The following is a 22,175-nucleotide window of genomic DNA, read 5'->3' as shown; positions in this document are numbered from 1 at the left end:
CCCGCCCGGCGTCGCCGGCAGCGCCCGCTGCGCCCAAGCGCCAGCCCCCGGGGGGAGGGAGCTGCTGGCTGAATGGTCGATAGTGGGGGGACAGAATGTCCGATAACCACGAAAAATGGGCCAGGCTCGCCCAGAATGAGCTGCGCGAGACGCCCCTATCATCGCTCAACCGCGACTATGGCGGCATACCCGTCAACCCGGTCTATCTGGGCGAGGATGGCGAAATTCCCGGCGTCGAGCCGTTCACCCGCGGCGTGCGGGCGACCATGTATGCCAACCGCCCCTGGACCATCCGCCAATATGCCGGCTTCTCGACGGCGCGCGAATCCAACGCCTTCTATCGACAGGCGCTGCAAAATGGGCAGAAGGGCCTCTCGGTCGCCTTCGATCTCGCGACCCATCGCGGCTATGACAGCGACCATCCACGCGTCGTCGGCGATGTGGGGAAGGCCGGCGTCGCCATCGACTCGGTCGAGGACATGAAGGTCTTGTTCGACGGCATTCCGCTCGACCAGATGAGCGTGTCCATGACCATGAATGGCGCCGTCATTCCGGTGCTGGCGATGTTCATCGTTGCCGCCGAGGAGCAAGGTGTTCGTCAGGAGCAGCTCGAAGGGACCATCCAGAACGACATCCTCAAGGAGTTCATGGTCCGCAACACCTATATCTACCCGCCCGAACCCTCGATGCGGATCGTCGGCGATATCATTGCCCACACCGCCCAGCACATGCCCAAATTCAATTCCATCTCGATCTCGGGCTATCACATGCACGAGGCCGGGGCGACGGCGGTGCAGGAGCTGGCCTATACGCTGGCCGACGGCATGGAATATGTCCGCGCCGCCAAGGCCAAGGGGCTCGATATCGACGCCTTTGCCGGGCGGCTGAGTTTCTTTTTCGGCATTGGCATGAACTTCTTCCTCGAAGTCGCCAAGTTGCGCGCGGCGCGAAAACTCTGGAGCCAGATCATGACCGATCTCGGCGCCAAGGACCCGCGTTCGAAAATGCTGCGCACCCATTGCCAGACCTCGGGCGTATCGCTGACCGAGCAGGACCCGCACAACAATATCGTGCGCACCACGATCGAAGCACTGGCGGCGACCTTGGGGGGGACGCAGAGCCTGCACACCAATAGTTTCGATGAAGCCATTGCGCTGCCGACGGAATTTTCGAGCCGCATTGCCCGCAATACGCAGCTGATCCTGCAGCACGAAAGCCGCATCACCGACGTGGTCGATCCGCTGGGCGGCTCCTACTATGTCGAAGCGTTGACCGACGCGCTGGTCGCGGGCGCGCGCGACCTGATCGCCGGGGCAGAAGCCCAGGGCGGCATGACCGCCTTCGTGCAGTCGGGTGGCCCGAAGCTGGCCATCGAGGAAGCCGCCGCCCTGCGCCAGGCGCGGGTCGATCGCGGCGACGACGTCATTGTCGGTGTCAATCGCTATCGGCTCGACACCGAAGACGAGATCGAGGTGCGCGAGATCGACAATGCCAAGGTGCGCAGCGAGCAGATCGCGCAATTGCAGCGCATTCGCGCCAGCCGCGACGAGGAGAAGTGCCAATCCATGCTCGCCGCCTTGCGAGAATTCGCCGCCAAGGACGAGGGCAATCTGCTTGAAGCCGCCATCGAGGCGGCGCGGGCGCGGGCCACGCTCGGCGAGATTTCGTCGGCCATGGAAGACGTGTTCGGCCGTCATCGCGCCATCACCCGGGTGATTTCGGGCGTCTATGCCGGCGGCTATGGCGACGATCCGCAGCTCAAATCGGTGCAGGACCGCATTGCCGCGTTCAAGACGGCGCGCGGCCGGGCACCCTCGATCTTCATCGCCAAGATGGGCCAGGACGGGCATGACCGTGGCGCCAAGATCATCGCCTCGGCTTTTGCGGATATGGGCTTCGTCACCCATATGGGCGACCTCTTCGAAACCGCGCCTGAGGTGGCAGCCCATGTTGACCAGCTCAAGGTCGATGCGGTGGGCGTGTCCTCGCTGGCGGCGGGCCACAAGACGCTGGTGCCCGAGTTGATCGGGGCGCTGCGCGACCGCGAACTGGGCGATGTCACCGTGGTGGTTGGGGGCGTCATTCCCGAGCAGGACTATGACTTCCTCTACGATGCCGGCGTCGCAGGCATTTTCGGACCCGGCACCAATGTGCTCGACGCCGCCTTCTCGGTGCTCAACGAAATCGAAGGAAGGTTGTCCAACCGATGATCGGCCGTCTCAACCATGTCGCCATTGCGGTGCCTGATCTGGCGGCAGCTTCGGCGAAATATCGCGAACAGCTGGGCGCCAATGTCGGGGCACCGCAGGCGCTGCCCGAGCATGGCGTCACCGTCGTCTTCATCGACACTGGCAATTCCAAGATCGAGCTGCTCGAGGCCCTGGGCGAAAACTCGCCCATTGCTGGGTTTATCGCGAAGAACCCGGCCGGCGGGGTACACCACCTTTGCTTTGAGGTGGGGGATATCGCCCAGGCGGTTGAGCAATTGCAGGCCACTGGTGCGCGGGTGCTTGGTGACGGGCGCGCGAGGATCGGTGCCCACGGCAATCCAGTGGTTTTCCTGCATCCCAAGGATTTCCATGGCGCGCTGATCGAACTCGAAGAAGTTCGTGGCTGAGCCGGCCACGGCAACACTTGTCGAAACCGAATTTGGACAAATTTTACCACGCCTACATTTCCACCGCTGAGTAAGACAATCATCAATGCGCCGGGTCTAGTCTGGGATTTCGCGCGTGGGTTGACGCAATTACGATGGACGGCATGTCGGCATATCGAGCATTGCGGCAACAGGACAGGGACAGGCGGCGTACCATTGCCGTACCCACCCTCATCGCCATGATCACGGTGATCGTGGTTGGCCTGTTCATCGACCGGCAGAGCCAGCAGATTTCAGAAGCCCGTATCCGCTCGGATGTTCTGGCCGAACTCTCGGTGATCCGGGCCAAGCTTGAAGGCAATATTTCGAGCAATATCCAGCTCGTGCGGGGCCTCGTCGCCACAATCTCGACCGAGCCTGACATGGACCAGGCGCGCTATGACGCGCTGGTCAAGAACATCTTTTCCGATGACAGCCAGCTCCGCTCGGTTGCAGCCGCGCCCGACCTCGTCATTCGCATGACCTATCCCCTGGCCGGCAATGAGGCCGCCATCGGCCTCGATTATCGCCGCTCTCCACAGCAATGGGAGGCGGTGGAGCGGGTGAGGCGAACCGGCAAGCTCAGCATGGCCGGCCCGATCGAGCTGGTACAGGGCGGCACTGGCCTCGTCGGTCGTTTCCCGGTCTATGCCGGGGATGATACAGCCCGCCGCTTCTGGGGCGTGGTCTCGGCGGTGGTCGATGTGGATCGGCTCTATGCTGCCAGCGGCCTCAGCGACCCCGACCTCAAGCTGCAGGTCGCCATTACCGGCCGCGATGGCAAAGGCGCCACGGGCGACCGCTTCTACGGGCCGGACCTCAGCGCGCTCAATCCAGTCATGGCAAGTGTGGTGCTGCCCTCCGGCACCTGGCAGTTGACCGCGGTGCCCAAGTCGGGCTGGGCGCCCGATCCGGCATCGCTTGGCCTGCAGCGGGCCGCCCTGTTCGCCGGCGGGGGGCTCATCATGCTCGCCATTTTCATGGCGTCTGCCATGGCTGCCGACAAGCATGTGCATATCGGGGAGTTGCGTGCGCGCGAGACCGAGCTGGTGCGGTTGACCCGGCGCCTCAACCTGGCGCTGCATGTATCCAAGGTCGGCGTCTGGGATCTCAATATGGCGACCGGGGAGGAGAACTGGGACGGCCGCACCAATGAGATCTATGGCCTGCCTGACGACCGCGCGGCGCGCCGCCACGAGCATTGGCTGGCGGCCATCCACCCCGATGATCGCGAGCGCGCCGAAGAGGAATTCGCACGCATGATCGGCAGTGGCCGCTATGAATCGCAGTACCGGGTGATCTGGCCAGACGGCTCGATCCATCATGTGCGGTCCATGGGGGTGCTCTACCGCGAGGACGACGATGTCAGCCGTGTCATCGGCGCCAATTGGGACGTTACCGAGGACGTGGCCCGCAACGAAGATCTGCACCACGCCAAGCAGATCACCGAAGCGCGCAATGCCGAGCTGGAAGCGGCGCGCGTGCGCATCGAGTTCAATGCCTTGCATGACAGTCTGACGGGGCTGCCGAACCGGCGCTATCTCGACGAAGTGCTGCGGCGCAACGCGGCACATGGCTATCTGGGCAGCGGAGGCATTGCCCTGCTGCATATCGACCTCGACCGCTTTAAGCAGATCAACGATACGCTGGGCCATGCGGCAGGCGATGCCATGCTGATCCATGCCAGCCAGGTGCTGAAAGCCCATTGTCGCAGCACCGATTTCGTCGCCCGCATTGGCGGGGACGAGTTCGTCATCGTCTCGACCGCCGGCATGGACGACCAGCCCCTCAGCCTTCTGGCCGGTCGCATCGTGACCGAAATGCGCAAGCCGGCAATGCACGAAGGGCATGAGTGCCGCTTCGGGGTCAGTGTCGGGGTGGCGGCGGTGCAGGGACCGGATATCGACGTCAAGCAATTGCTGATCAATGCCGATATCGCGCTCTACCGGGCCAAGGCGCGGGGGCGCAACCGCTACGAGTTTTTCTCTGAAGCCTTGCAGGCCGAAGTCATCGGCAACAAGCGCATCGCCGACGATATTCTGGTGGGGCTGGAAACCGACGCCTTCATCGCCCACTATCAACCGCAATTCGACGCCAGGACCTATGATCTGGTCGGGGTGGAGGCGCTGGCGCGCTGGCAGCACCCCACTGAGGGGCTCAAGACCCCGGACTATTTCCTCGACGTGGCCGAGGAGCTCAATGTGGTCAGCACTATCGACCGGATCGTGCTCGACCAGGCGCTGCGCGACCTGGCCCATTGGGACCGCGCGGGGATCAAGGTGCCGCGGGTGTCGGTCAATGTGTCGCTGCGGCGACTGCATGACGATCGGCTGATCGCCAGCCTGCGCGAAATGAACATCGCGCCTGGCCGCATCGCCTTCGAATTGGTCGAGTCCATCTATCTCGACGAAAATGACGGCGTGGTCAGCTGGAACATCGAGCACATCAAGGAACTTGGCATCGATGTCGAGATCGACGATTTCGGCACCGGCTATGCGTCAATCGTCTCGCTGCAGAAGCTGCATCCGGCGCGGCTGAAGATCGACAAGCAACTAGTGGCGCCGATTATCGAGCAGCCGGCACAGCGGCGGCTTGTGTCCTCGATCGTGGATATCGGGAAGTCGATGGATATCGAGATCGTCGCCGAGGGGGTCGAGACCATGGAGCACGCCGCCATATTGCGCGACCTGGGCTGCGACATCCTGCAGGGCTATGCCTTCGCCCGGCCCATGGACCGGACGCAACTGGAGGCTTTCATCGGCGTGCAGGCCTGGCGCCGCACCGCTTAGCGCAGCGCCAGAAAGTGCTTAATCTACAAGGAAATAGGTGATCGTAGAAACCACACGCACCTTCTTGTCGATCTGCTTTTCCGGCCGGTCATTGGGGATTTCGACGGCCGGCAGGATTTCGAACACACCCTGATTGGCGGTCTGTATGGCGCCGACCTTGGCGCCGGATTCGGTGGCGAACTGCTCGGCGGTTTCGCGGGCGCGCTGGGTGGCTTCGGTGAGCATTTCGCTCTTGAGGTCGTTGATGCCGGTGAAGACGAAGGAGGCGCCGGCGCTGTAGCTGTCGGCGGAGAAGACCACGCCCTGACGAAGGAGGTCGGCGACCGAGCGGCTGGCATCGGCCAGTTCGGTGACCTTGTCGGTGGTCACAAGCATGTCCTCGGTCAGCACGAAGCGATATTCATCGGGGGTGGAGCCGGCATTGTAACCGGCGGCGCGATCCTCCACCATGACGTTCTGGACCTGGATTTCGCTGTCGACAAAGCCGCGCTGGGACAGGAATCCGCGCACGGATTGTTCTGAATTTTCAAGACCTTCGCGCGCAGCTTCCAGGGTGGGACCGGTGGCGACGAAGCGGATCGGCCAGAAGCCGAGATCGGCCTGGACGGCGCGCTCGCTGAGGCCTTTTACGGTGACGACACGCAGCGGCTGGCGGCTCTCCACCAGTGACGTGCCGACGAACCAGCCCGCCAAGGCGATGCCCGCCGCAACGAAAAGCGCTGCAACAATTCCGACGAATTTCATGATCTTGCCCTCTCGCAGTGCCCCCTGCGCAAAGCATAGAAGCATGGCGATCATGGCGCAACGAAGGCAGGTGCAGGCCCTAGTCTGACCGCGATATGAACGGATTCTGAACGGAAAGGCGGCGGGTGCCGGGCACCCGCCGTTTTGTCTCAGGCCACCTTGGAAATGTCGGGCACCGCATCAAGCAGCATGCGGGTATAGTCGGCCTGCGGATTGTCGAAAATGGCGTCGGTGGGACCGTTCTCGACCAGGACGCCATTGTGCAGCACGCCGACCGCGGTCGACATCTGCCGCACCACTGCCAGATTGTGGCTGATGAGGAGATAGGTGAGGCCGAACTCGGCCTGCAATTCGCTCATCAGATCGAGCACCTGGGCCTGAACCGAGACGTCCAGTGCCGAAGTCGGTTCGTCGCAGACGATGAATTCGGGCTGGCTGGAGAGGGCGCGGGCAATGGCGATGCGCTGACGCTGGCCGCCGGAGAATTCATGCGGGAATTTCCGCATGACCGACGGGTCGAGCCGGACGCGGCGCAAAAGCTCGGCCACGCGGTCATCGACTTCGGTGCGATTGCGGGCAATGCCCAGCGTGCGCATCGGCTCGGCGATGATGTCGGCGACCCGCCAGCGCGGATTGAGGCTGGCATAGGGGTCCTGGAAGATCATCTGCACGCGCTTACGGCGTTCCTGATGGCCCTGCCCCCCTGCCCAGATGTCGTGGCCATCGACCAGGATATGGCCCGAGGTTGGGCGCACGAGGCCCACGATCATCTTGGCGCAGGTGGACTTGCCCGAACCGGATTCGCCAACCAGGCCAAAGGTCTCGCCGCGCGGAATGGAGAAGCTGACATTGTCCACGGCCCGGAACATCTGGGTCTTGCCGGGCAGCAGCGACATGAAGCCACCGCCACCGATCTCGAAATCGCGCACCAGATTGCGCACCTGCACATAGGCGCTATCGTCATTGGCGGGATGGCTGGCGGAGACCTCGCCATCCTTGCGCTGGATGGTGGGGATCGAGTCGATCAGCTTGATCGTATAGGGCTCGCGCGGGCGGCGGATAATGTCGCCCACCGTGCCGGTTTCCACCACCTTGCCCTGATGCATCACCACCATGCGGTCCGCGGTCTGGGCGATGACGCCCATATCGTGGGTGATGAGCATGACGGCCGCACCACGGCTGGCGCAGAGTTTTTTGAGCACCTTGATGATCTGGGCCTGCACCGAGACGTCGAGCGCCGATGTCGGTTCATCGGCCACGATCAGTTCCGGCTCCGCCGCCAAAGCGAGGGCGATGACGACGCGCTGGCGCATGCCGCCCGAGAACTGGTGCGGATAGCTATCGATGCGCTCGGCGGCCTTGGGAATGCCGGTTTCGGCCAGAAGGTCGATGGCCTTCTGCCGCGCTTCGGCTTCGGAGAGCGGCAGATGGGTGCGTATGGTTTCGACCAGCTGCTCGCCCACCGTATAAAGCGGGTTGAGACTGGTCAGCGGGTCCTGGAACACCATGCCGATGCGCTTGCCGCGCAATTTGGCACGCTGATCTTCGGGCAGGTTGTCGATGCGCTCGCCCTTGAGGCGGATTTCGCCACCGGCAATGTGACCGGGGCGATCGATGAGGCCGATGACGGCCGAACCGGTCATGGACTTGCCGGCGCCCGACTCCCCCACCACGCCGACGACTTCGCCGGGCATGATGTCGAAGGAGACGCCATTGACGGCGGTGAAGACGTCGTCGCGGAAGGGGAACTCGACGACGAGGTCCTTGATGGACAATACGGGCTCGGTCATCAGCGCAACTTCGGGTTGAGGGCATCGCGCAGCCAGTCACCCAGAAGGTTGACCGAGAGAGCGAGCAGGATGAGGGTGATGGCCGGAAAGAGGATGATCCACCATTCGCCCGAGAACATGAATTGCTGGCCGATACGGATCAGCGTTCCAAGCGAGGGCTGGGTCGGGGGCACACCGACGCCCAGATAGGAGAGCGTGGCTTCCTCGATCACGGCGAGCGCCAGACTGATGGTGCCGATGACCAGAACCGGGCCGGTGACATTGGGCAGGATGTGGCGCAAGAGGATGATGAAGGGATTGACGCCCAGGATGCGGGCGGCGGCCACATAATCCTTCTGCCGTTCCACCATGGTGGCGCCGCGGACCGTGCGGGCGAACTGGGCCCAGTTGGCCAGACCGATGGCGACGATCAGCACCCAGACGGCAGCGCCTTCCTGCTGGTTGGGCGGGATGATGCCGCGCGCCACGCCGAAGATCAGCAGCGCGATCAGAATGGCGGGAAAGCTCAGTTGCACGTCGGTGATGCGCATGATGATGGCATCCACCGCGCCGCCGAGATAGCCGGAGACCAGGCCCAGACCCACGCCCATGACCATGGCGAAGAGTGTCGCCATGAAGCCCACGAAGAGCGAGACGCGGCTGCCATACATGATGGTCGACAGCATGTCGCGACCCTGGCTGTCGGTGCCGAGGGCGAAATACTTGCCGGACATGGAGGTGGAATTGGGCGGAGTAAACCCGTCCATGAGGTTGAGCGTGGCCGGATTGAACGGATTGTAGGGCGCCAGGAGCGGCGCGAACACCGCCATCAGGATCAGCAGCAGCGCCACGATGGAGGCGACGATGGTGACGGGGGAATGGCGATAGGACCAGACGATGTCGGACTTGAGAAAGGTCCTCCAGCGCGAGGTCTTGGCAGGCGGTACCGGCTGTTCCGGCGAATGGGGCAGGTCGGTCATGGATCTACCTCCCGGTCTTGGCGCCGTCGCGCAGGCGCGGATCGACGATGAAATAGAGGATGTCGACGATAAGATTGATGACCACGAAGACCAGGGCAACAAAGACCAGGTAGGCGGCCATGACAGGCACGTCGACGGCGGCGACCGAATTGACGAAGAGCGAACCGACGCCCGGCCACTGGAACACCGTTTCGGTGATGATGGCGAAGGCGATGACCGAACCGAGCTGCAGGCCGGTAATGGTGATCACGGGGACCATGGTGTTCTTGAGGGCATGGCCGAAATTGATGGCCCGCTGGGAGAGGCCGCGCGCCTTGGCGAAGCGGATATAGTCGGTGCGCAGCACTTCGAGCATTTCGGCCCGCACCAGGCGCATGATCAGCGTGAGCTGGAACAGCGACAGGGTGATGGCCGGCAGGACCAGCGAACGCAGGCCCGACTGGGTCAACAGGCCCGTGCGCCACCAGCCGATCTGCACCACCTCGCCCCGCCCGAAGGACGGCAACCATTTGAGCTCGACGGCAAAGACGTAGATAAGCCCGATGCCGATGAGGAAGGTGGGCAGCGACACCCCGACCAGCGAGGCCGTCATGATCACCCCGGTGGAGACAGCGCGCGGCCGCAGCGCGGTGTAGATGCCGAGAAGGACGCCGAACACCAGCGCGATCGTGGCGGAGGCGAAGGCGAGCTCGATGGTGGCGGGCAGGCGCTCGAGGATGAGCTGGCTGACCGGCTGCTGCAGGCGATAGGAAATGCCGAAATTGCCCTGCAGGGCATTGAGCACGAAATAATAGAACTGGACGTAGAAGGGCTGATCGAGCCCCAGCCGCTCGCGGGCGGCGTCGTAGTCGGCCTGCTTGGCGTCCTGGCTGAGCAGGGCGGCAAGGGGATCACCGACATAGCGGAACACGAGAAAGGCAATGAACGCCACGACGAGCATGACGATGACGGACTGAACCAGCCGTCGAGCGATGAAAGCGAGCATTTTGCCCCCTCAAAACGGGCAGGGTTCACTTTGGACAGATCGATCGCGCTTTCGCCTCCCGCCCGCTTGAGGATGGGATTGAGGTTGGGGTCCATCAGTGCACCACTGACCTCCCCCCACCCCGGCCCTTCCCCGCGAGGGGGCAGGAAGAGCGAAGCTGCGGCCTCCGCGCATGCGGAAGCGTCCAAAGCAAACACAACCCTCAACGGGAGCCGCCGCGGGAGAATACTCCGCGCGGCGGCTCGGGATTGACGGGACTTACTGGAAGGTGACCGTGGTCATGCTCGGCTGGTTTTCCGGCTGAACCGGCAGCGTCACGCCTTCACGCATGGCATAGGCCAGCACCTGATTGTGGATCGGCAGCAGCACCCGGTCGGCCTTCACCACTTCCCAGATCTCGTTGACCAGGGCATCGCGGGCATCCATGTCGTCCATGGTGCCAAGGGCGATGATCTTTTCGTCCAGTTCCGGGTTGGAATAGAGGCCGACGTTATAGGTGCCGTGCAGCTCGGTCTTGGAGTGGATCAGGTCGTTGAACACATAGGCCGAGTCAAAGGTGGGCACACCCCAGCCGAGCAGATAGAAATCGGACTGGTTGGCCAGGATGATCGGGGAGTGTTCGGCAACCGGGCGCGAGGCCAGGGTGACGTTGATGCCGATCTGGCCGAGCATGCCGACATAGGCGGTGGAGATCGCCTCGTCATTGACATAGCGGTTGTTCGGGGTGTCGAGGGTGACCGAGAAACCGTTCGGGTAGCCGGCTTCGGCCATCAGCGCCTTGGCCTTTTCCACGTCCGGGGCCGGATAGGCGTCGAGCTCTTCGGTCCAGCCGCGCACGAAGGGCGGGTTGGGGATACCGGTCGGGATCGACTGGCCGCGCATCACCACCTGCTTGATCGCGTCGCGATCGAGCACCAGCTCCATGGCTTCGCGAACCTTCGGGTTGTTGAAGGGGTTGGAGTCGGTGATGTTGGACGACTTCAGCGGCTCATCGCCGAACTTGTAGCCGAAATAGATGAAGCGGTTTTCCGGGCCGGTTTCGACCTTGAAGCCGGCGGTGCTGCTCAGGCGCTGGATATCCTGGGGCGGCACGTCCTGGACGATGTCGATCTCGCCCGAAAGCAGGGCCGAGATACGGGTCTGGGCGTCGGCAATGGTGAGATATTCGATATCGGTGACTTCGGGCTTTTCGCCCCACCAGCCATCATTATAGGCCAGGGTGGTCTTCACATCGACTTCGCGGGAGACCAGGGTATAGGGGCCGGTGCCATTGGTGTTGAGCACGGCATAGTTGGTGGCGCCGGAGGCGAAATCCTGAACGGTTGCGAGATCGTGCTCGTCCGACCAGGTCTTGTCCATGATGAAGGTATTGGTGAGGTTGTTCGGGTAGATGAGGGCCGGGCCGGTCATCTGGAACTCGACGGTGTAGTCGTCGACGGCGCTCACCGACTGCACTTCGGCGTGCAGCTGCTTCATGTTGGAGAATTCGGACTTGGCGCGCTCGATGGAATAGACCACGTCCTCGGCGGTAAAGTCGTTGCCGTTGTGGAATTTCACGCCTTCACGCAGCTTGAACACCCAGACGGTCGGATCGCCTTCCTTGAGGGCCCATTCGGTGGCCAGGCGCGGCGTCAGCGTACCGTCATTGTCGCGGCCGATCAGCGTTTCGTAGATGTGGTGAGCGAGAGTATGGGTATTGCCCTGGTTCTGCGAGTGCGGATCCAGCGTCAGCGCGTCAGAAGAGCGCGCCCAGCGGATCGTCTCGGCATTGGCAACACCGGCGAGCATCGTGGAGGCAATGAGTACCGCCGCGATACGGGTCAGTGATGAGTGCATGAATAGTCTCCCGTTCCTTGATAAACGCCTTCTCAACGCCGTGGCGCCGGAGGCTTGGGCGACACAAAAGCGTAGAATCCCGGGGAGCGCAATGGGGGTTGTTGACCATTTGGTCAATCTTGTGACGGTCTCGGGGGCATTCCACAGAATTGGACGGTTATTCAGAGAACCGTTCGGCGGCTTGACCGCGAGGGATTGGACGTAAACGATGGGTCATTATGGCTAGACTTGCAAAAATCACTCTGCTCGTGCGCGATTATGATGACGCCATCGCGTTTTACCGCGATCGGCTGGGCTTTGTGCTGATCGAGGATACCCATCTCGGGGAAGGCAAGCGCTGGGTGGTGGTGGCGCCGGACCAGCAGGGGGGTGGGCAGCTGCTGCTGGCCAAAGCGGACGGCGCCGAGCAGGATGCGGCCGTGGGCAATCAGGCTGGCGGCCGGGTGGTGTTTTTTCTCGAAACCGAGGATTTCGAGCGGAGCTATCAGCAGATGCTGGCCAATGGCGTCCGTTTTCTCGAGGCGCCGCGACACGAGGCCTATGGCAGCGTTGTGGTGTTCGCCGATCTTTATGGAAACAAATGGGATTTGATCGCGCCAAAACGGCCGTGATGGCGCTGGGCCTGTTGGCCGCTCCGGCACAGGGGATCGAGCCGGGCTGGCACTATTCGCCGTTTCCGGGCGAGGGCGACCGGGCCAGCATGGGCTGTTCGCGCGATGCGGATGCCGAGGCGCATGCCTGCCTCGTGGTGCGCTGCGAGGATGATTTTGCCGTGGGCGTGCATGTACTCTCGAGCCGCCGGGGCGGGGATGGCGGGCGCTGGGAGATTACCGCCGACCGGGAGACGATGGTGTTAGCGGCGGTTGCGGAGCGGGGCCCCTATGGGGCGCGCTTTGCCGGGGCCGATGATGCGGACTGGCTGCTGGATCGGCTGCGGCACGGTTCCTATATCTATCTGAGGCACGAAGCCGACAGCGACGCGCCCTTTGCCTTTATCGACCTCAGCGGCTCGTTCACCGCCATTGCCGAAGCGCTCTATTGGTGCGCGCCGCGGGCTGAACGAAATGCCGAGCCGGGCATTGACCCTCAAGATGACAATGGAGACCGACAATGAACCGACGTCCGCTGGGCCGCTCTGAACTGGTGATCGAACCCTTGGTACTGGGCGGCAATGTGTTTGGCTGGACCGTGGACGAGGCGCGCGGCTTCGACATTCTCGATGCCTATGTCGAGGAGGGTTTTACCGCCATCGACACCGCCGAGGGCTATCCGAACTGGGTGCCGGGCAATCCGCCGGGGATGAGCGAGACCATCATCGGGAAATGGATGAAGGCGCGCGGCAATCGCGAGGCGATACACCTGTTCACCAAGGTCAATTCGGGCAAGACGCCGGGCGGGCTCAAGGCCGATGCGATCCGCGAAAGCGTCGAAGCGTCGCTCAAGCGCCTGCAGACCGATTATATCGATCTTTATTTCAGCCACTGGCCGGATGAAGAGACCGAGCACGAGGAAACGCTGGGCGCCTATGACACGCTGATCCGTTCCGGCAAGGTGCGCGTCATCGGGGCGTCCAATTACACGGCTGAAATGATGGCGGCGGCGCAGGAGATCGCGATCATAAAATCGCTGCCGCGCTATGAGGTCACCCAGCCGCGCTACAATCTCTATGATCGCGCCGAGTTCGAGGCGCTGCGTCCGTTCCTGCTCGAAAACGAGGTCGGCGCTATCGTCTATTACAGCCTGGCATCGGGCTTCCTCAGCGGCAAATATCGCAGCAAGGCGGATCTGGGCCAATCGCAGCGCGGCGGCGGGGTGGGCAATTATCTCACCGACAAGGGCTTCAAGATCCTCGATGCGCTGGACGAAGTGTCGGCCGAACTCGACGCCAAGCCGGCCGAGGTGGCGCTGGCCTGGCTCATCGCCCAGCCGGGCGTGTCGGCGCCCATCGCCTCGGCCACCTCGGTGGAGCAGGTCAAATCCATCGCCCGCGGGGCGCGTCTCAGCCTGCCTGAGGCGGCGGCGGAGAAGCTGACGGCTGCGGGGGCTTGATCCGTGAGGGTTATCAGTGCGCCACTGATAACCCTCCGCCCCATTTTATACAGGGCTATCGCATATGGTTTGAGCGTGCTGCTCACCCCCTCCCAGCCTCCCCCTGACGGAGGGGCCGCCTCGCGTAGCGGCCAGACGTTGCCAAAAACGTTGGAGAAGGGCCGGCACCATCGAGCGGCCTCTTTTTGTTTTGTGACAATTGCAACGTTGCAATTTTGGGGGTAGCGTTTGGGTCGTTTCCATCCCAGCGCCCGGGACCTTGCCATGCCCTATTCCAACCCGCTCGCGGCCAAGCTTGGTCTGCTCGATGATGATATCAAGCGCGAGGGCAAGCTGTTTCGGCTTTGCGCCGATCTCGAAGGCAAGATCCGCACGCCGATCGAATTGGCTTTTGCCTGGCGGGTGCAGCGCGGCGACATCGACGCGGAAACGGCGCTGGCTGCGGACTGGCGCAGCTGGGAGGCCTTTGGGCCAGAATCGGTCTGGGCCAAGAAGCAGGGCCATACCTGGTTCGCCGCCGAGATCGTGGTGCCGGAGGCGGCTCGTGGGCAGAGGCTGGTCATGGCGGTTTCGAGCCAGTGGCAGGAGCGGCCGGGCTCGACCGATCCGCAATGCCTCGCCTATCTCGATGGCGAGATCGTTCAGGCGCTGGATGGCAACCATACCGAACTGGTGATCGAAGACGCGGCGGTGCCTGGAAACCGCCATGTGGTGCTGATCAATGCCTTTACCTTTTTCGAGCGGCCGCTGGTGGGGTTTGGCGTCAGCTTTCATCTGCGGCACGCGCGGGTGGAAAAGCTCTATTATGACCTGATGACGCCGCTGGAGGTGGCGGTGCGGCTCAACCAGCACGACGGGCGGCGCCATGCCATTCTGGATCGGGTGGAGCGCTCTCTGCGGGCGCTGGATCGGCGCGGCGCCTATGGCGCGGCACTGGAGGCGAGCCTGGACGCGGCCGAGGCCATTGCGGCCGAAATCTATGCCCTCACCGATACCGAGGCCAAGGCGCAGATCACCGCCGTCGGCTCGACCCATCTCGATGTCGGCTGGCTCTGGCGGGTCATGCATACGCGCGACAAGACGGCGCGCAGTTTTGCCACGGTGCTGCGGCTGATGGAGGAGTATCCGCAGTTCATCTTCATGTATAACCAGTCGGTGCTGTTCGATTTTCTGAAGCGCGACTATCCCCAATTGTGGACGCGCCTGCTGGAGCGGGTGAAGGCCGGGCAGTTCGAGATCGAAGGCGCCATGTGGGTGGAGCCGGACGCCAATATCGTTTCGGGCGAGAGCCTGGTGCGGCAGATCATGCGCGGGCGGCGGTTTCACCAGGAGCATTTCGGGGTGACGCCGAAAACCGTGTGGCTGCCCGACACCTTCGGCTATTCCGCCAACCTGCCGCAGATCATGGCCAAGTCGGGCCTCGACTATTTCGTCACCAGCAAATTGAGCTGGAACGATACCGACAGGCATCCCTATGACAGCTTTTTCTGGCGCGGGATCGACGGCAGCACCATCAAGGCGCAACTGATTACGGCGCAGCGTTTCGAGAGCGACGCGATCTACACCACCTATAATGGCGATCTCTCGGTCAGCGAGACCATGGGCGCCTGGAAACGCTATGAACCCAAGGCGGCCCATGACGAAGTGGTCATGTCCTATGGCTATGGCGATGGCGGCGGCGGGCCGACACGGGCGATGATCGAGCGCGGCACGCGGCTGGAACGCGGCATTCCCGGAGCGCCGAAGGTCAAGCTGGAAGGCATCGTGCCGTTTCTCGAGCGGCTGGGGCAACGCATGACGGCCGATCCCGGCCGCTTCCCCACCTGGGTTGGTGAGCTTTATCTGCAATATCACCGCGGCACCCTCACCACCCAGGCCAAGACCAAGGCGGCCAATCGCAGGGCGGAGCGGATGCTGCGGGAGCTGGAATTTCTCGGCGCCATGGCAGCGGAAAGGGCGGGGCAGCCCTATCCGAAAGACAGCCTTGCCGAATTCTGGGAGCTGGTGCTGATCAACCAGTTCCACGACATTCTGCCCGGCACCTCGATCCCGGAAGTCTATGTCGACAGCAACGCCGAATACCAGCGCATCTTTTCGACCCTGGCCTCGGGCAATGGCCCCTGGCACAGCGCCGCGCGCGCCGCCATCGGCCTCAGCCCGGACGGACTGGCGCTGGTCAATTTCACCAGCCAGGCCCGGCACGAGCTGGTGCAGCTGGGCGAAAACCCGGCGCTGGCAGGTGCCAGTCTCGCCCAGGGCGATGGGAGAGAGCCGATCCAGCGCCTGCAGCGCGCCGATGGCAGCGCCATCTATGCTGCGCCGGCCGCGGTCGCGTCCCTGGGCTGGTCGGGTGCGGCCGTGGTGCCGGGCGCTTCGCCGAGCGCAACGACGCTGTCGGTATCGCCGAACCATCTCGAAAATGAGCTGTTGCGGTTCGAGCTCGACGGGCGGGGCGAGATCACCTCGGTGTTCGACAAGATCAGGCAGCGCGAGGTGCTGAAACCCGGAACCACCGCTAACCGGCTCGTGAGCTATGAGGACAAATCCAAGGACTGGGACGCCTGGGATATCGACGCCTATTTCGAGGAGCAGGGCTGGCCGCTCACCGAAATGCCCGCAGAGATCAGCGTGGTCGAGAGCGGACCGCACCGGGCGGCGCTACGCATTGTGCGGACCTATCAGGCATCGCGGGTGGTGCAGGTGGTGTCGCTGGCTGAAGGCGAGCGCCAGCTTGAATTCGACACCTTCATCGACTGGCAGGAGCGCGCCCAGGTGTTGAAGGCCGAGTTCAGTTTCGATCTCAACGTCTCCGAGGTGCGGTCGGAAATCCAGTTTGGCCATATCACCCGCGCCACGCACCGCAATACCAGCTGGGACAAGGCGCGCTTCGAGGCCTCGATGCATCGCTGGGTCGATATGAGCGAGCCCGATTTCGGCGCGGCGTTGCTCAATGACTGCAAATATGGCTATGACGCCCATGACGACACGGTGCGGCTGACGCTGGTGCGTGGCCCGTCCTATCCCGACCCCGATGCTGATAGGGGCGAGCACCGGCTGCGCTATGGCCTGTTCGTCCATGAGGGGCTGAGCGATCTGACGGCGGTGCACCGGGCCGCCGAGCGCTTCAACAATCCCATTGCCGCCATCGGCAGTCTCGCGCCGCAGGGCCAGCCGCCGGCCATGACCGAGGCCTTCAGCCTTGTCGGCAGCGACGCCGACAATGTGACCGTGGAAACGGTGAAACAGGCCGAGGCCGGCACAGGTCTGGTGTTGCGCGTGGTGGAAACCGCCAATCGTCGCGCCGAGGCGAAATTGCGTTTCGGCCTGCCGATCGCCAGCGCACGATTGGTCAATCTGATGGAGGAGAATGCCGGGCCGGAACTGCCGATTTCGGAGCAGACGATCACGCTTTGCCTGCACCCGTTTGAAATCCTGACAATTTTGGTTAAGACTTGAGTTCAAGCCGGCGCCCAAGGGCTTGGCGGGCTCGGGCAGCTTTGTCATGATGCCGATGTAATTTGTTACGAATCAGTCATTTAGCGCGCCAGCGGCGGCAGTGGAGCGACTTCTGTGACGATGGTTTTTGCCAGAGCGCGGCCGCAGAGCCCGACTGAACATAGCGGCGTGTGACCGGCGATGGATTTGTCGGACCTGCCGGGGGGCACATTTGGTGGCGCGGGGCGCGGCATGCAGCATCACGGGCTGCGCCGCGCCAATGAGCGCGCGGTTTTGCGGGCCATCGGCTTTAATCCGGGCCTGTCCAATGCCGAGATTTCGCGGCTGTGCGGGTTGGCGCCGCAGACGGTGTCGGCCATTCTGACCAATCTGGAGAAAAGCGGGTTGGTGGAGCGGGGCGAGGTGCTGCGCGGACGGCGCGGGCAACCGGCAACGCCGTTTTTCCTGCGGGCCTGCAGCGGCTTTGCCTTCGGGGTCGAGATCGGCTGGAACCATGTCGATGTGCTGCTGCTCGACCTGCATGCCACCGTGCTCAGCCGCCGGCAGGCGCGCTATGAATTCCCCCAATGCGAGACGGTGATCGACCTGGTCGCCAAATGGACGGCAGAGCTGGGCGCACACTTGCAGGAGCCTGAGCGGGCGCGCCTGCTCGATATCGGCGTCGCCATTCCCTCCAATCTGGTGGCCAAGCTGCAGCGCCTCGATGCGCCCGAGGACGCGGCGCGGCAGTGGGCCGAGATCGATCTCGGCGCCGTGCTGAAGGAGCGCACCGGGCTCGACGTTACCTGCGTCAATGACGGCAGCGCCGGCTGCTGGGGCGAGTTCATCGCCCTGCCCCAGCCGCGGCCGGCCAATGTCGTCTATCTGCTGGCTTCGAGCTTTATCGGCGCCGGCATTGTCGAGGGCGGGGCGCTGTGGGAAGGCGCGGGCGGCAATGCCGCCGATCTCGGCGCCATGCTGGTGCCCACCGAACATGACGGGCCGCAGACGGCCCATGCCATCGCCTCGGTGGGGGCGCTGCGCCAGCGGCTGGCGGCGGCCGGCAAGGCGCAGGAGACGCATCTGCCGGCGCAATGGGATTGGGACGCCATCGCGCCCGAGGTTGATCTGTGGATCGCCGACAGCGCCAAGGCCCTGGCGCAGACCGTCTTCAACACCGCCACCGTGGTCGAAACCGGCACGGTGGTGATCGGCACCATGCTGGGCGATGACATCACCGCCCGGCTGGTGGAGCGTGTCACCGAGGACCTGGCAGCCCTGCCGGTCACCTATGCGCGGCCGCCGCGCATCCTGCCCGGCCAACTCGGCGGGCTGGCCCCGGCCATCGGCGCCGCCGAACTGGCCCTGCTGCGCCGGCATTTTTAGGTTTTGCGCGTTTGCTCTTAGCAGGGCGCTGAATTGTTTCGCTTCCGCAGATGGCGAATTGGCACCGGGCTCTCATCCCCCCAACCCAGCCCTCCCCCTTGACGGCGTCGGCCCGAGCGCTGTCGTCGCTGTGCGAAATTTGATCGTAAGATATATCTTGAAACTGGTCTTTGCCGTGCCGATCTCCAGGCCACGGGTTTGAAAACATATCTGGAGATATAACCATGAGCTATTGGAAAGACGGCGAGCCGAACTGGCGCAAGTTCGAGCAGATGGCGCGGCGCGGCTGGGGGCGCATGCAGCGCATGGCCGATGACGAATTCGGCAATTGGGGGGGCAATATGCGCGTCGGGCGCATGCTGGCCTCGGGCGACCTGCGGCTGGTGGCACTCTATCTGATCGAGCAGCAGCCCCGGCACGGCTATGACCTGATCAAGGCGGTGGAAGAGCGCTCGAACGGGGTCTATTCGCCCAGCCCCGGCATTGTCTATCCGGCGCTGACCTTCCTCGAGGAGGCCGGTTATGTGACCTCGGCGGCCGATGGCAACAAGAAGCTTTATGCCATTACCGAAGAGGGCAAGGCGCATCTGGAGGAAAACCGCGAGGCCGTCGCCTCGACCCTGGATTTCCTGGCCAAGACCGGCGAGCAGATGAACCGCTTTCGCGAATTCGTGCGGGCCGACTGGCCGTTCCAGGGCGAGGGCCGCGCCGAGGATGGCCCGGTGCCGCCGCATTGGGGCGAGCGCCATGGCGGCGGACCCGGACGGCATGAGCATGACCGGCCGATGCATGATGCAACGCCGGAGCTGGAAGCGGCGCGCAAGGCGCTGAAGCTGGCTTTGAAGAAGGCCCGGCGGGGCAGCGAAGAGCAGCAGCGCCGGGCCGCCGAGATCCTGCGCCGCGCCGCCGCCGAGGTGGATGGGCTGGGCGATGACGAGGTCGATCTCTAACCGGCCCGCGACATCGATCGCAAAGAGAAGGGGCGGTCCCGAGGTTCGCCCCTTTGCTTATTCGGCCGCCATTTGCAGCCGGGGACCGGCCTCGGCATTGGCGTCGGGGCCGAATTTCTGGAAATTTCGGCGGAACAGCTCCACCAATTTCGTCGCCTGGGCGTCATAGGCATCGCCATCGACCCAGGTGCGGCGCGGATCGAGCAGCTTGTCGTCGACGCCAGCGACATGCAGCGGCACTTCGAAGCCGAAGAGCGGATCAAAGCGCATGTCGATCATGTCGAGCGAGCCATCCAAAGCTGCCGTCAGCAGGCGGCGGGTGGAGGCGATGTCGATGCGCTTGCCCACGCCATAGCCGCCGCCGGTCCAACCGGTGTTGAGCAACCAGGCCTGGGCGCCGCTGGCCTTGAGGCGCTGGGCCAGCATGTCGCCATAGACGGTGGGGTGCAGCGGCATGAAGGGGGCGCCGAAACAGGCCGAGAAGGTGGCCTGCGGTTCGGTGACACCGCGCTCGGTGCCGGCCACCTTGGCGGTGTAGCCGGAGAGGAAGTGATAGACCGCCTGTTCCGGGGTGAGCCGGGCCAGAGGCGGCAGGACGCCGAAGGCATCGGCGGTGAGGAACACCACGGTTTTCGGCGTGCCGCCAGTGCTGCCCGGGGCGATCGAGGGCAGGACATGGATGGGATAGGCGGCGCGGGTATTTTCGGTCAGCGAGATATCGTTGAAATCGGGCACGCTTTGGTCGTCGAGCACGACATTTTCGAGCACCGTGCCAAAGCGCCTGGTGGCGGCGAAGATTTCGGGCTCGGCGCTGGCCGAGAGCTTGACGGTCTTGGCATAGCACCCGCCTTCGAGATTGAAGACGCCGTCATCGCTCCAGCCATGCTCGTCGTCGCCGATCAGGGGCCGATCGGGATCATTGGAGAGCGTGGTCTTGCCGGTGCCGGAAAGGCCGAAGAACAGGGCTGCCTCGCCATCGGGGCCGAGATTGGCCGAGCAATGCATGGGCAGCACATTATTGCGCGGGGCGTGGAAGTTGAAGAGGCTGAAGACGCTCTTCTTGATCTCGCCGGCATAGAGCGTGCCGGCGATGATGACGAGGTTGCGGCTCATGTCGAGCACGATGACGGTATCGGTGCGGCAGCCATGACGGGCCGGATCGGCCTTGAAATGGGGGGCGTGCACGATGGTGACCGCTGTCGCGCCGGGGGATGCGTCGATGCCCTCGCCGCGGCGGATCAGGAGATTGCGGATGAACAGGGCATGCCAGGCGCTTGGGGTCAGCACGGTGACGGCATATTGGTGGCGCGGATCGGCCCCGGCGAGCAGGTCCTGGCGGAACAGGTCCTGACCGGCGAGATGAGCGGTGACGTCGGCGAGCAGCAGGTCGAACCTTTCCGGCGCCATGGCGCCGGAATTGTCCCACCAGACGCTGTTCTCGGTCAGGGCATCGCGAACGATATATTTGTCCTTGGGCGAGCGACCGGTAAAGGCACCGGTGCGCACCGAAAGGGCACCATCGGCGGTCAGCTTCGGCTCGCCGGCGGAGAGCGCCAGGGCAACCAGTTCCGGGGCGATGGCGTTGTCGCTCAACGATTGGGCGGCAGTCGCAATTTGGGTGCGCAGGGACACATGGTCGAACGCGGTCATCATTCCGTCTCCACTGACGCTGCCAGCACGGGCAGCCGATGGGCGGAAAATACGGGTGACAGGATGGGTTCAACCATCCCGAAATCGGTCGTAAGACGGAAGTCTGAGACGCTGGAAATGTCCCGGCGCCCTGGCACAAGGCTTGGCCCCGCCTTATTTAGTGCGTAATTGTCGCTTGAACGTCGCACCAACGGCTCTATTGCGCTGATGCGCGCGCCGACAAGCGTCACGAAGAGAAAGGCAGAACATGCCCAAGATCGCCCTAGTGGACGATGATCGCAATATTCTCACCTCGGTGTCCCTGACCCTGGAAGCCGAAGGCTATCAGGTCGCAACCTATACCGATGGCGCCTCGGGCCTCGAAGGCCTGACCACCGATAAGCCGGACCTGGCCATTCTCGATATCAAGATGCCGCGCATGGACGGCATGGAGCTGCTGCGGCGGCTGCGGCAGAAATCGGATGTGCCGGTGATCTTCCTCACCAGTAAGGATGAAGAGATCGACGAATTGTTCGGCCTCAAGATGGGCGCCGACGATTTCATCACCAAGCCGTTCAGCCAGCGTCTCCTGGTCGAACGCGTCAAGGCCATCCTGCGCCGCTCCGCCCCGCGCGACCCCTCCGCGGCCGCCGGCACGCCCGGCGCCGAACCGATGCCGGGCAAGGCGCTGATCGAGCGCGGCTCGCTGGTCATGGACGAGGAGCGCCATACCTGTACCTGGAAGGGTCAGCGAGTCACCCTTACCGTCACCGAATTTCTTATTCTCCAGGCCCTTGCCCTGCGTCCCGGTGTGGTGAAATCGCGCAATGCGCTGATGGATGCCGCCTATGACGACCAGGTCTATGTCGACGACCGCACCATCGACAGCCACATCAAGCGGCTGCGCAAGAAGTTCAAGTCCACCGACGACGACTTCGAGATGATCGAGACGCTGTATGGCGTCGGCTATCGCTTCAAGGAGCAATAG

The 22,175-nt window shown here is 63.5% G+C and carries 16 protein-coding genes; 10 read left to right on the top strand and 6 right to left on the bottom strand.

Going from position 1 to position 22,175, the window contains the following annotated elements:
* Window positions 1-95 precede the first annotated feature (95 nt).
* The 3 genes from scpA (at window position 96) to DEVEQU_RS06345 (ending at window position 5,424) form a co-directional block, all read left to right on the top strand.
* Window positions 96-2,210 (top strand): methylmalonyl-CoA mutase, encoded by a 2,115-nt coding sequence (scpA, locus tag DEVEQU_RS06355; RefSeq protein WP_126149747.1) that lies wholly within the window; start codon window positions 96-98, stop codon window positions 2,208-2,210.
* Complete coding sequence (gene mce / locus DEVEQU_RS06350) at window positions 2,207-2,617, top strand: methylmalonyl-CoA epimerase (RefSeq protein WP_126149746.1); 411 nt, start codon at window positions 2,207-2,209, stop codon at window positions 2,615-2,617. Before scpA ends, mce begins: the two co-directional genes overlap by 4 nt.
* A gap of 143 nt (window positions 2,618-2,760) precedes the next feature.
* Window positions 2,761-5,424 (top strand): bifunctional diguanylate cyclase/phosphodiesterase, encoded by a 2,664-nt coding sequence (locus DEVEQU_RS06345; protein ID WP_206437798.1) that lies wholly within the window; start codon window positions 2,761-2,763, stop codon window positions 5,422-5,424.
* 18 nt (window positions 5,425-5,442) lie between these two features.
* Here DEVEQU_RS06345 and DEVEQU_RS06340 read toward each other — a convergent pair whose 3' ends face one another.
* From DEVEQU_RS06340 to DEVEQU_RS06320, 5 genes are all read right to left on the bottom strand, one after another.
* Window positions 5,443-6,168, bottom strand: coding sequence for an SIMPL domain-containing protein (locus DEVEQU_RS06340; protein ID WP_164550289.1), 726 nt, complete (start codon window positions 6,166-6,168; stop codon window positions 5,443-5,445).
* 149 nt (window positions 6,169-6,317) lie between these two features.
* On the bottom strand, window positions 6,318-7,958 hold the full coding sequence (locus tag DEVEQU_RS06335; RefSeq protein ID WP_126149744.1) for an ABC transporter ATP-binding protein: 1,641 nt from the start codon (window positions 7,956-7,958) through the stop codon (window positions 6,318-6,320).
* Window positions 7,958-8,917, bottom strand: a complete 960-nt coding sequence (locus tag DEVEQU_RS06330; protein ID WP_126149743.1) for an ABC transporter permease — start codon at window positions 8,915-8,917, stop codon at window positions 7,958-7,960. Before DEVEQU_RS06330 ends, DEVEQU_RS06335 begins: the two co-directional genes overlap by 1 nt.
* A 4-nt stretch (window positions 8,918-8,921) precedes the next feature.
* A complete protein-coding gene (locus DEVEQU_RS06325) occupies window positions 8,922-9,902 on the bottom strand; it encodes an ABC transporter permease (protein WP_126149742.1) in 981 nt (326 codons plus the stop codon).
* Between the two features lie 258 nt (window positions 9,903-10,160).
* Window positions 10,161-11,738, bottom strand: a complete 1,578-nt coding sequence (locus DEVEQU_RS06320) for an ABC transporter substrate-binding protein (RefSeq protein ID WP_126149741.1) — start codon at window positions 11,736-11,738, stop codon at window positions 10,161-10,163.
* Window positions 11,739-11,956: 218 nt separating this feature from the next.
* Here DEVEQU_RS06320 and DEVEQU_RS06315 point away from each other — a divergent pair, with 218 nt between their 5' ends.
* The 6 genes from DEVEQU_RS06315 to DEVEQU_RS06290 all read left to right on the top strand — a co-directional run bounded on the left by DEVEQU_RS06315 (window position 11,957) and on the right by DEVEQU_RS06290 (window position 19,558).
* A complete protein-coding gene (locus tag DEVEQU_RS06315; protein WP_126149740.1) occupies window positions 11,957-12,349 on the top strand; it encodes a VOC family protein in 393 nt (130 codons plus the stop codon).
* Window positions 12,319-12,852, top strand: a complete 534-nt coding sequence (locus DEVEQU_RS06310; protein ID WP_126149739.1) for a hypothetical protein — start codon at window positions 12,319-12,321, stop codon at window positions 12,850-12,852. The genes DEVEQU_RS06315 and DEVEQU_RS06310 overlap by 31 nt, the downstream gene beginning before the upstream one ends.
* Window positions 12,849-13,787 (top strand): aldo/keto reductase, encoded by a 939-nt coding sequence (locus DEVEQU_RS06305; protein ID WP_126149738.1) that lies wholly within the window; start codon window positions 12,849-12,851, stop codon window positions 13,785-13,787. The genes DEVEQU_RS06310 and DEVEQU_RS06305 overlap by 4 nt, the downstream gene beginning before the upstream one ends.
* A gap of 264 nt (window positions 13,788-14,051) precedes the next feature.
* Window positions 14,052-17,243 carry an alpha-mannosidase gene (locus DEVEQU_RS06300; RefSeq protein ID WP_126149737.1) on the top strand — a complete coding sequence of 1,064 codons (3,192 nt, stop codon included), beginning with the start codon at window positions 14,052-14,054 and terminating at the stop codon, window positions 17,241-17,243.
* 231 nt (window positions 17,244-17,474) lie between these two features.
* Window positions 17,475-18,608 carry an ROK family transcriptional regulator gene (locus DEVEQU_RS06295; protein WP_164550288.1) on the top strand — a complete coding sequence of 378 codons (1,134 nt, stop codon included), beginning with the start codon at window positions 17,475-17,477 and terminating at the stop codon, window positions 18,606-18,608.
* A gap of 224 nt (window positions 18,609-18,832) precedes the next feature.
* On the top strand, window positions 18,833-19,558 hold the full coding sequence (locus tag DEVEQU_RS06290; RefSeq protein WP_126149735.1) for a PadR family transcriptional regulator: 726 nt from the start codon (window positions 18,833-18,835) through the stop codon (window positions 19,556-19,558).
* A gap of 57 nt (window positions 19,559-19,615) precedes the next feature.
* Here the strand turns inward: DEVEQU_RS06290 and pckA are convergent, their stop codons facing one another.
* The gene (gene pckA, locus DEVEQU_RS06285) at window positions 19,616-21,208 is read right to left on the bottom strand and encodes a phosphoenolpyruvate carboxykinase (ATP) (RefSeq protein ID WP_126149734.1); all 1,593 of its coding nucleotides are present in this window, start codon (window positions 21,206-21,208) and stop codon (window positions 19,616-19,618) included.
* A gap of 247 nt (window positions 21,209-21,455) precedes the next feature.
* On the opposite strand from pckA, the gene DEVEQU_RS06280 reads away from it, so the two are divergent.
* A complete protein-coding gene (locus tag DEVEQU_RS06280; RefSeq protein WP_126149733.1) occupies window positions 21,456-22,175 on the top strand; it encodes a response regulator transcription factor in 720 nt (239 codons plus the stop codon).

This window comes from Devosia equisanguinis, assembly GCF_900631955.1.
Taxonomy (GTDB): Bacteria; Pseudomonadota; Alphaproteobacteria; order Rhizobiales; family Devosiaceae; genus Devosia; species Devosia equisanguinis.
Note: the sequence above shows the minus strand (reverse complement) of the source record. Positions and strands in the feature narration are given on the sequence as shown.

Coding starts and splice junctions, on each gene's coding strand:
- DEVEQU_RS06305 (WP_126149738.1), top strand. CDS start 12,849: ATGAACCGACGTCCGCTGGGCCGCTCTGAACTGGTGATCGAACCCTTG.
- DEVEQU_RS06300 (WP_126149737.1), top strand. CDS start 14,052: ATGCCCTATTCCAACCCGCTCGCGGCCAAGCTTGGTCTGCTCGATGAT.
- DEVEQU_RS06310 (WP_126149739.1), top strand. CDS start 12,319: ATGGGATTTGATCGCGCCAAAACGGCCGTGATGGCGCTGGGCCTGTTG.
- DEVEQU_RS06340 (WP_164550289.1), bottom strand. CDS start 6,168: ATGAAATTCGTCGGAATTGTTGCAGCGCTTTTCGTTGCGGCGGGCATC.
- DEVEQU_RS06315 (WP_126149740.1), top strand. CDS start 11,957: ATGGCTAGACTTGCAAAAATCACTCTGCTCGTGCGCGATTATGATGAC.
- DEVEQU_RS06335 (WP_126149744.1), bottom strand. CDS start 7,958: ATGACCGAGCCCGTATTGTCCATCAAGGACCTCGTCGTCGAGTTCCCC.
- DEVEQU_RS06280 (WP_126149733.1), top strand. CDS start 21,456: ATGCCCAAGATCGCCCTAGTGGACGATGATCGCAATATTCTCACCTCG.
- mce (WP_126149746.1), top strand. CDS start 2,207: ATGATCGGCCGTCTCAACCATGTCGCCATTGCGGTGCCTGATCTGGCG.
- DEVEQU_RS06345 (WP_206437798.1), top strand. CDS start 2,761: ATGTCGGCATATCGAGCATTGCGGCAACAGGACAGGGACAGGCGGCGT.
- pckA (WP_126149734.1), bottom strand. CDS start 21,208: ATGACCGCGTTCGACCATGTGTCCCTGCGCACCCAAATTGCGACTGCC.
- scpA (WP_126149747.1), top strand. CDS start 96: ATGTCCGATAACCACGAAAAATGGGCCAGGCTCGCCCAGAATGAGCTG.
- DEVEQU_RS06325 (WP_126149742.1), bottom strand. CDS start 9,902: ATGCTCGCTTTCATCGCTCGACGGCTGGTTCAGTCCGTCATCGTCATG.
- DEVEQU_RS06330 (WP_126149743.1), bottom strand. CDS start 8,917: ATGACCGACCTGCCCCATTCGCCGGAACAGCCGGTACCGCCTGCCAAG.
- DEVEQU_RS06290 (WP_126149735.1), top strand. CDS start 18,833: ATGAGCTATTGGAAAGACGGCGAGCCGAACTGGCGCAAGTTCGAGCAG.
- DEVEQU_RS06320 (WP_126149741.1), bottom strand. CDS start 11,738: ATGCACTCATCACTGACCCGTATCGCGGCGGTACTCATTGCCTCCACG.
- DEVEQU_RS06295 (WP_164550288.1), top strand. CDS start 17,475: ATGCAGCATCACGGGCTGCGCCGCGCCAATGAGCGCGCGGTTTTGCGG.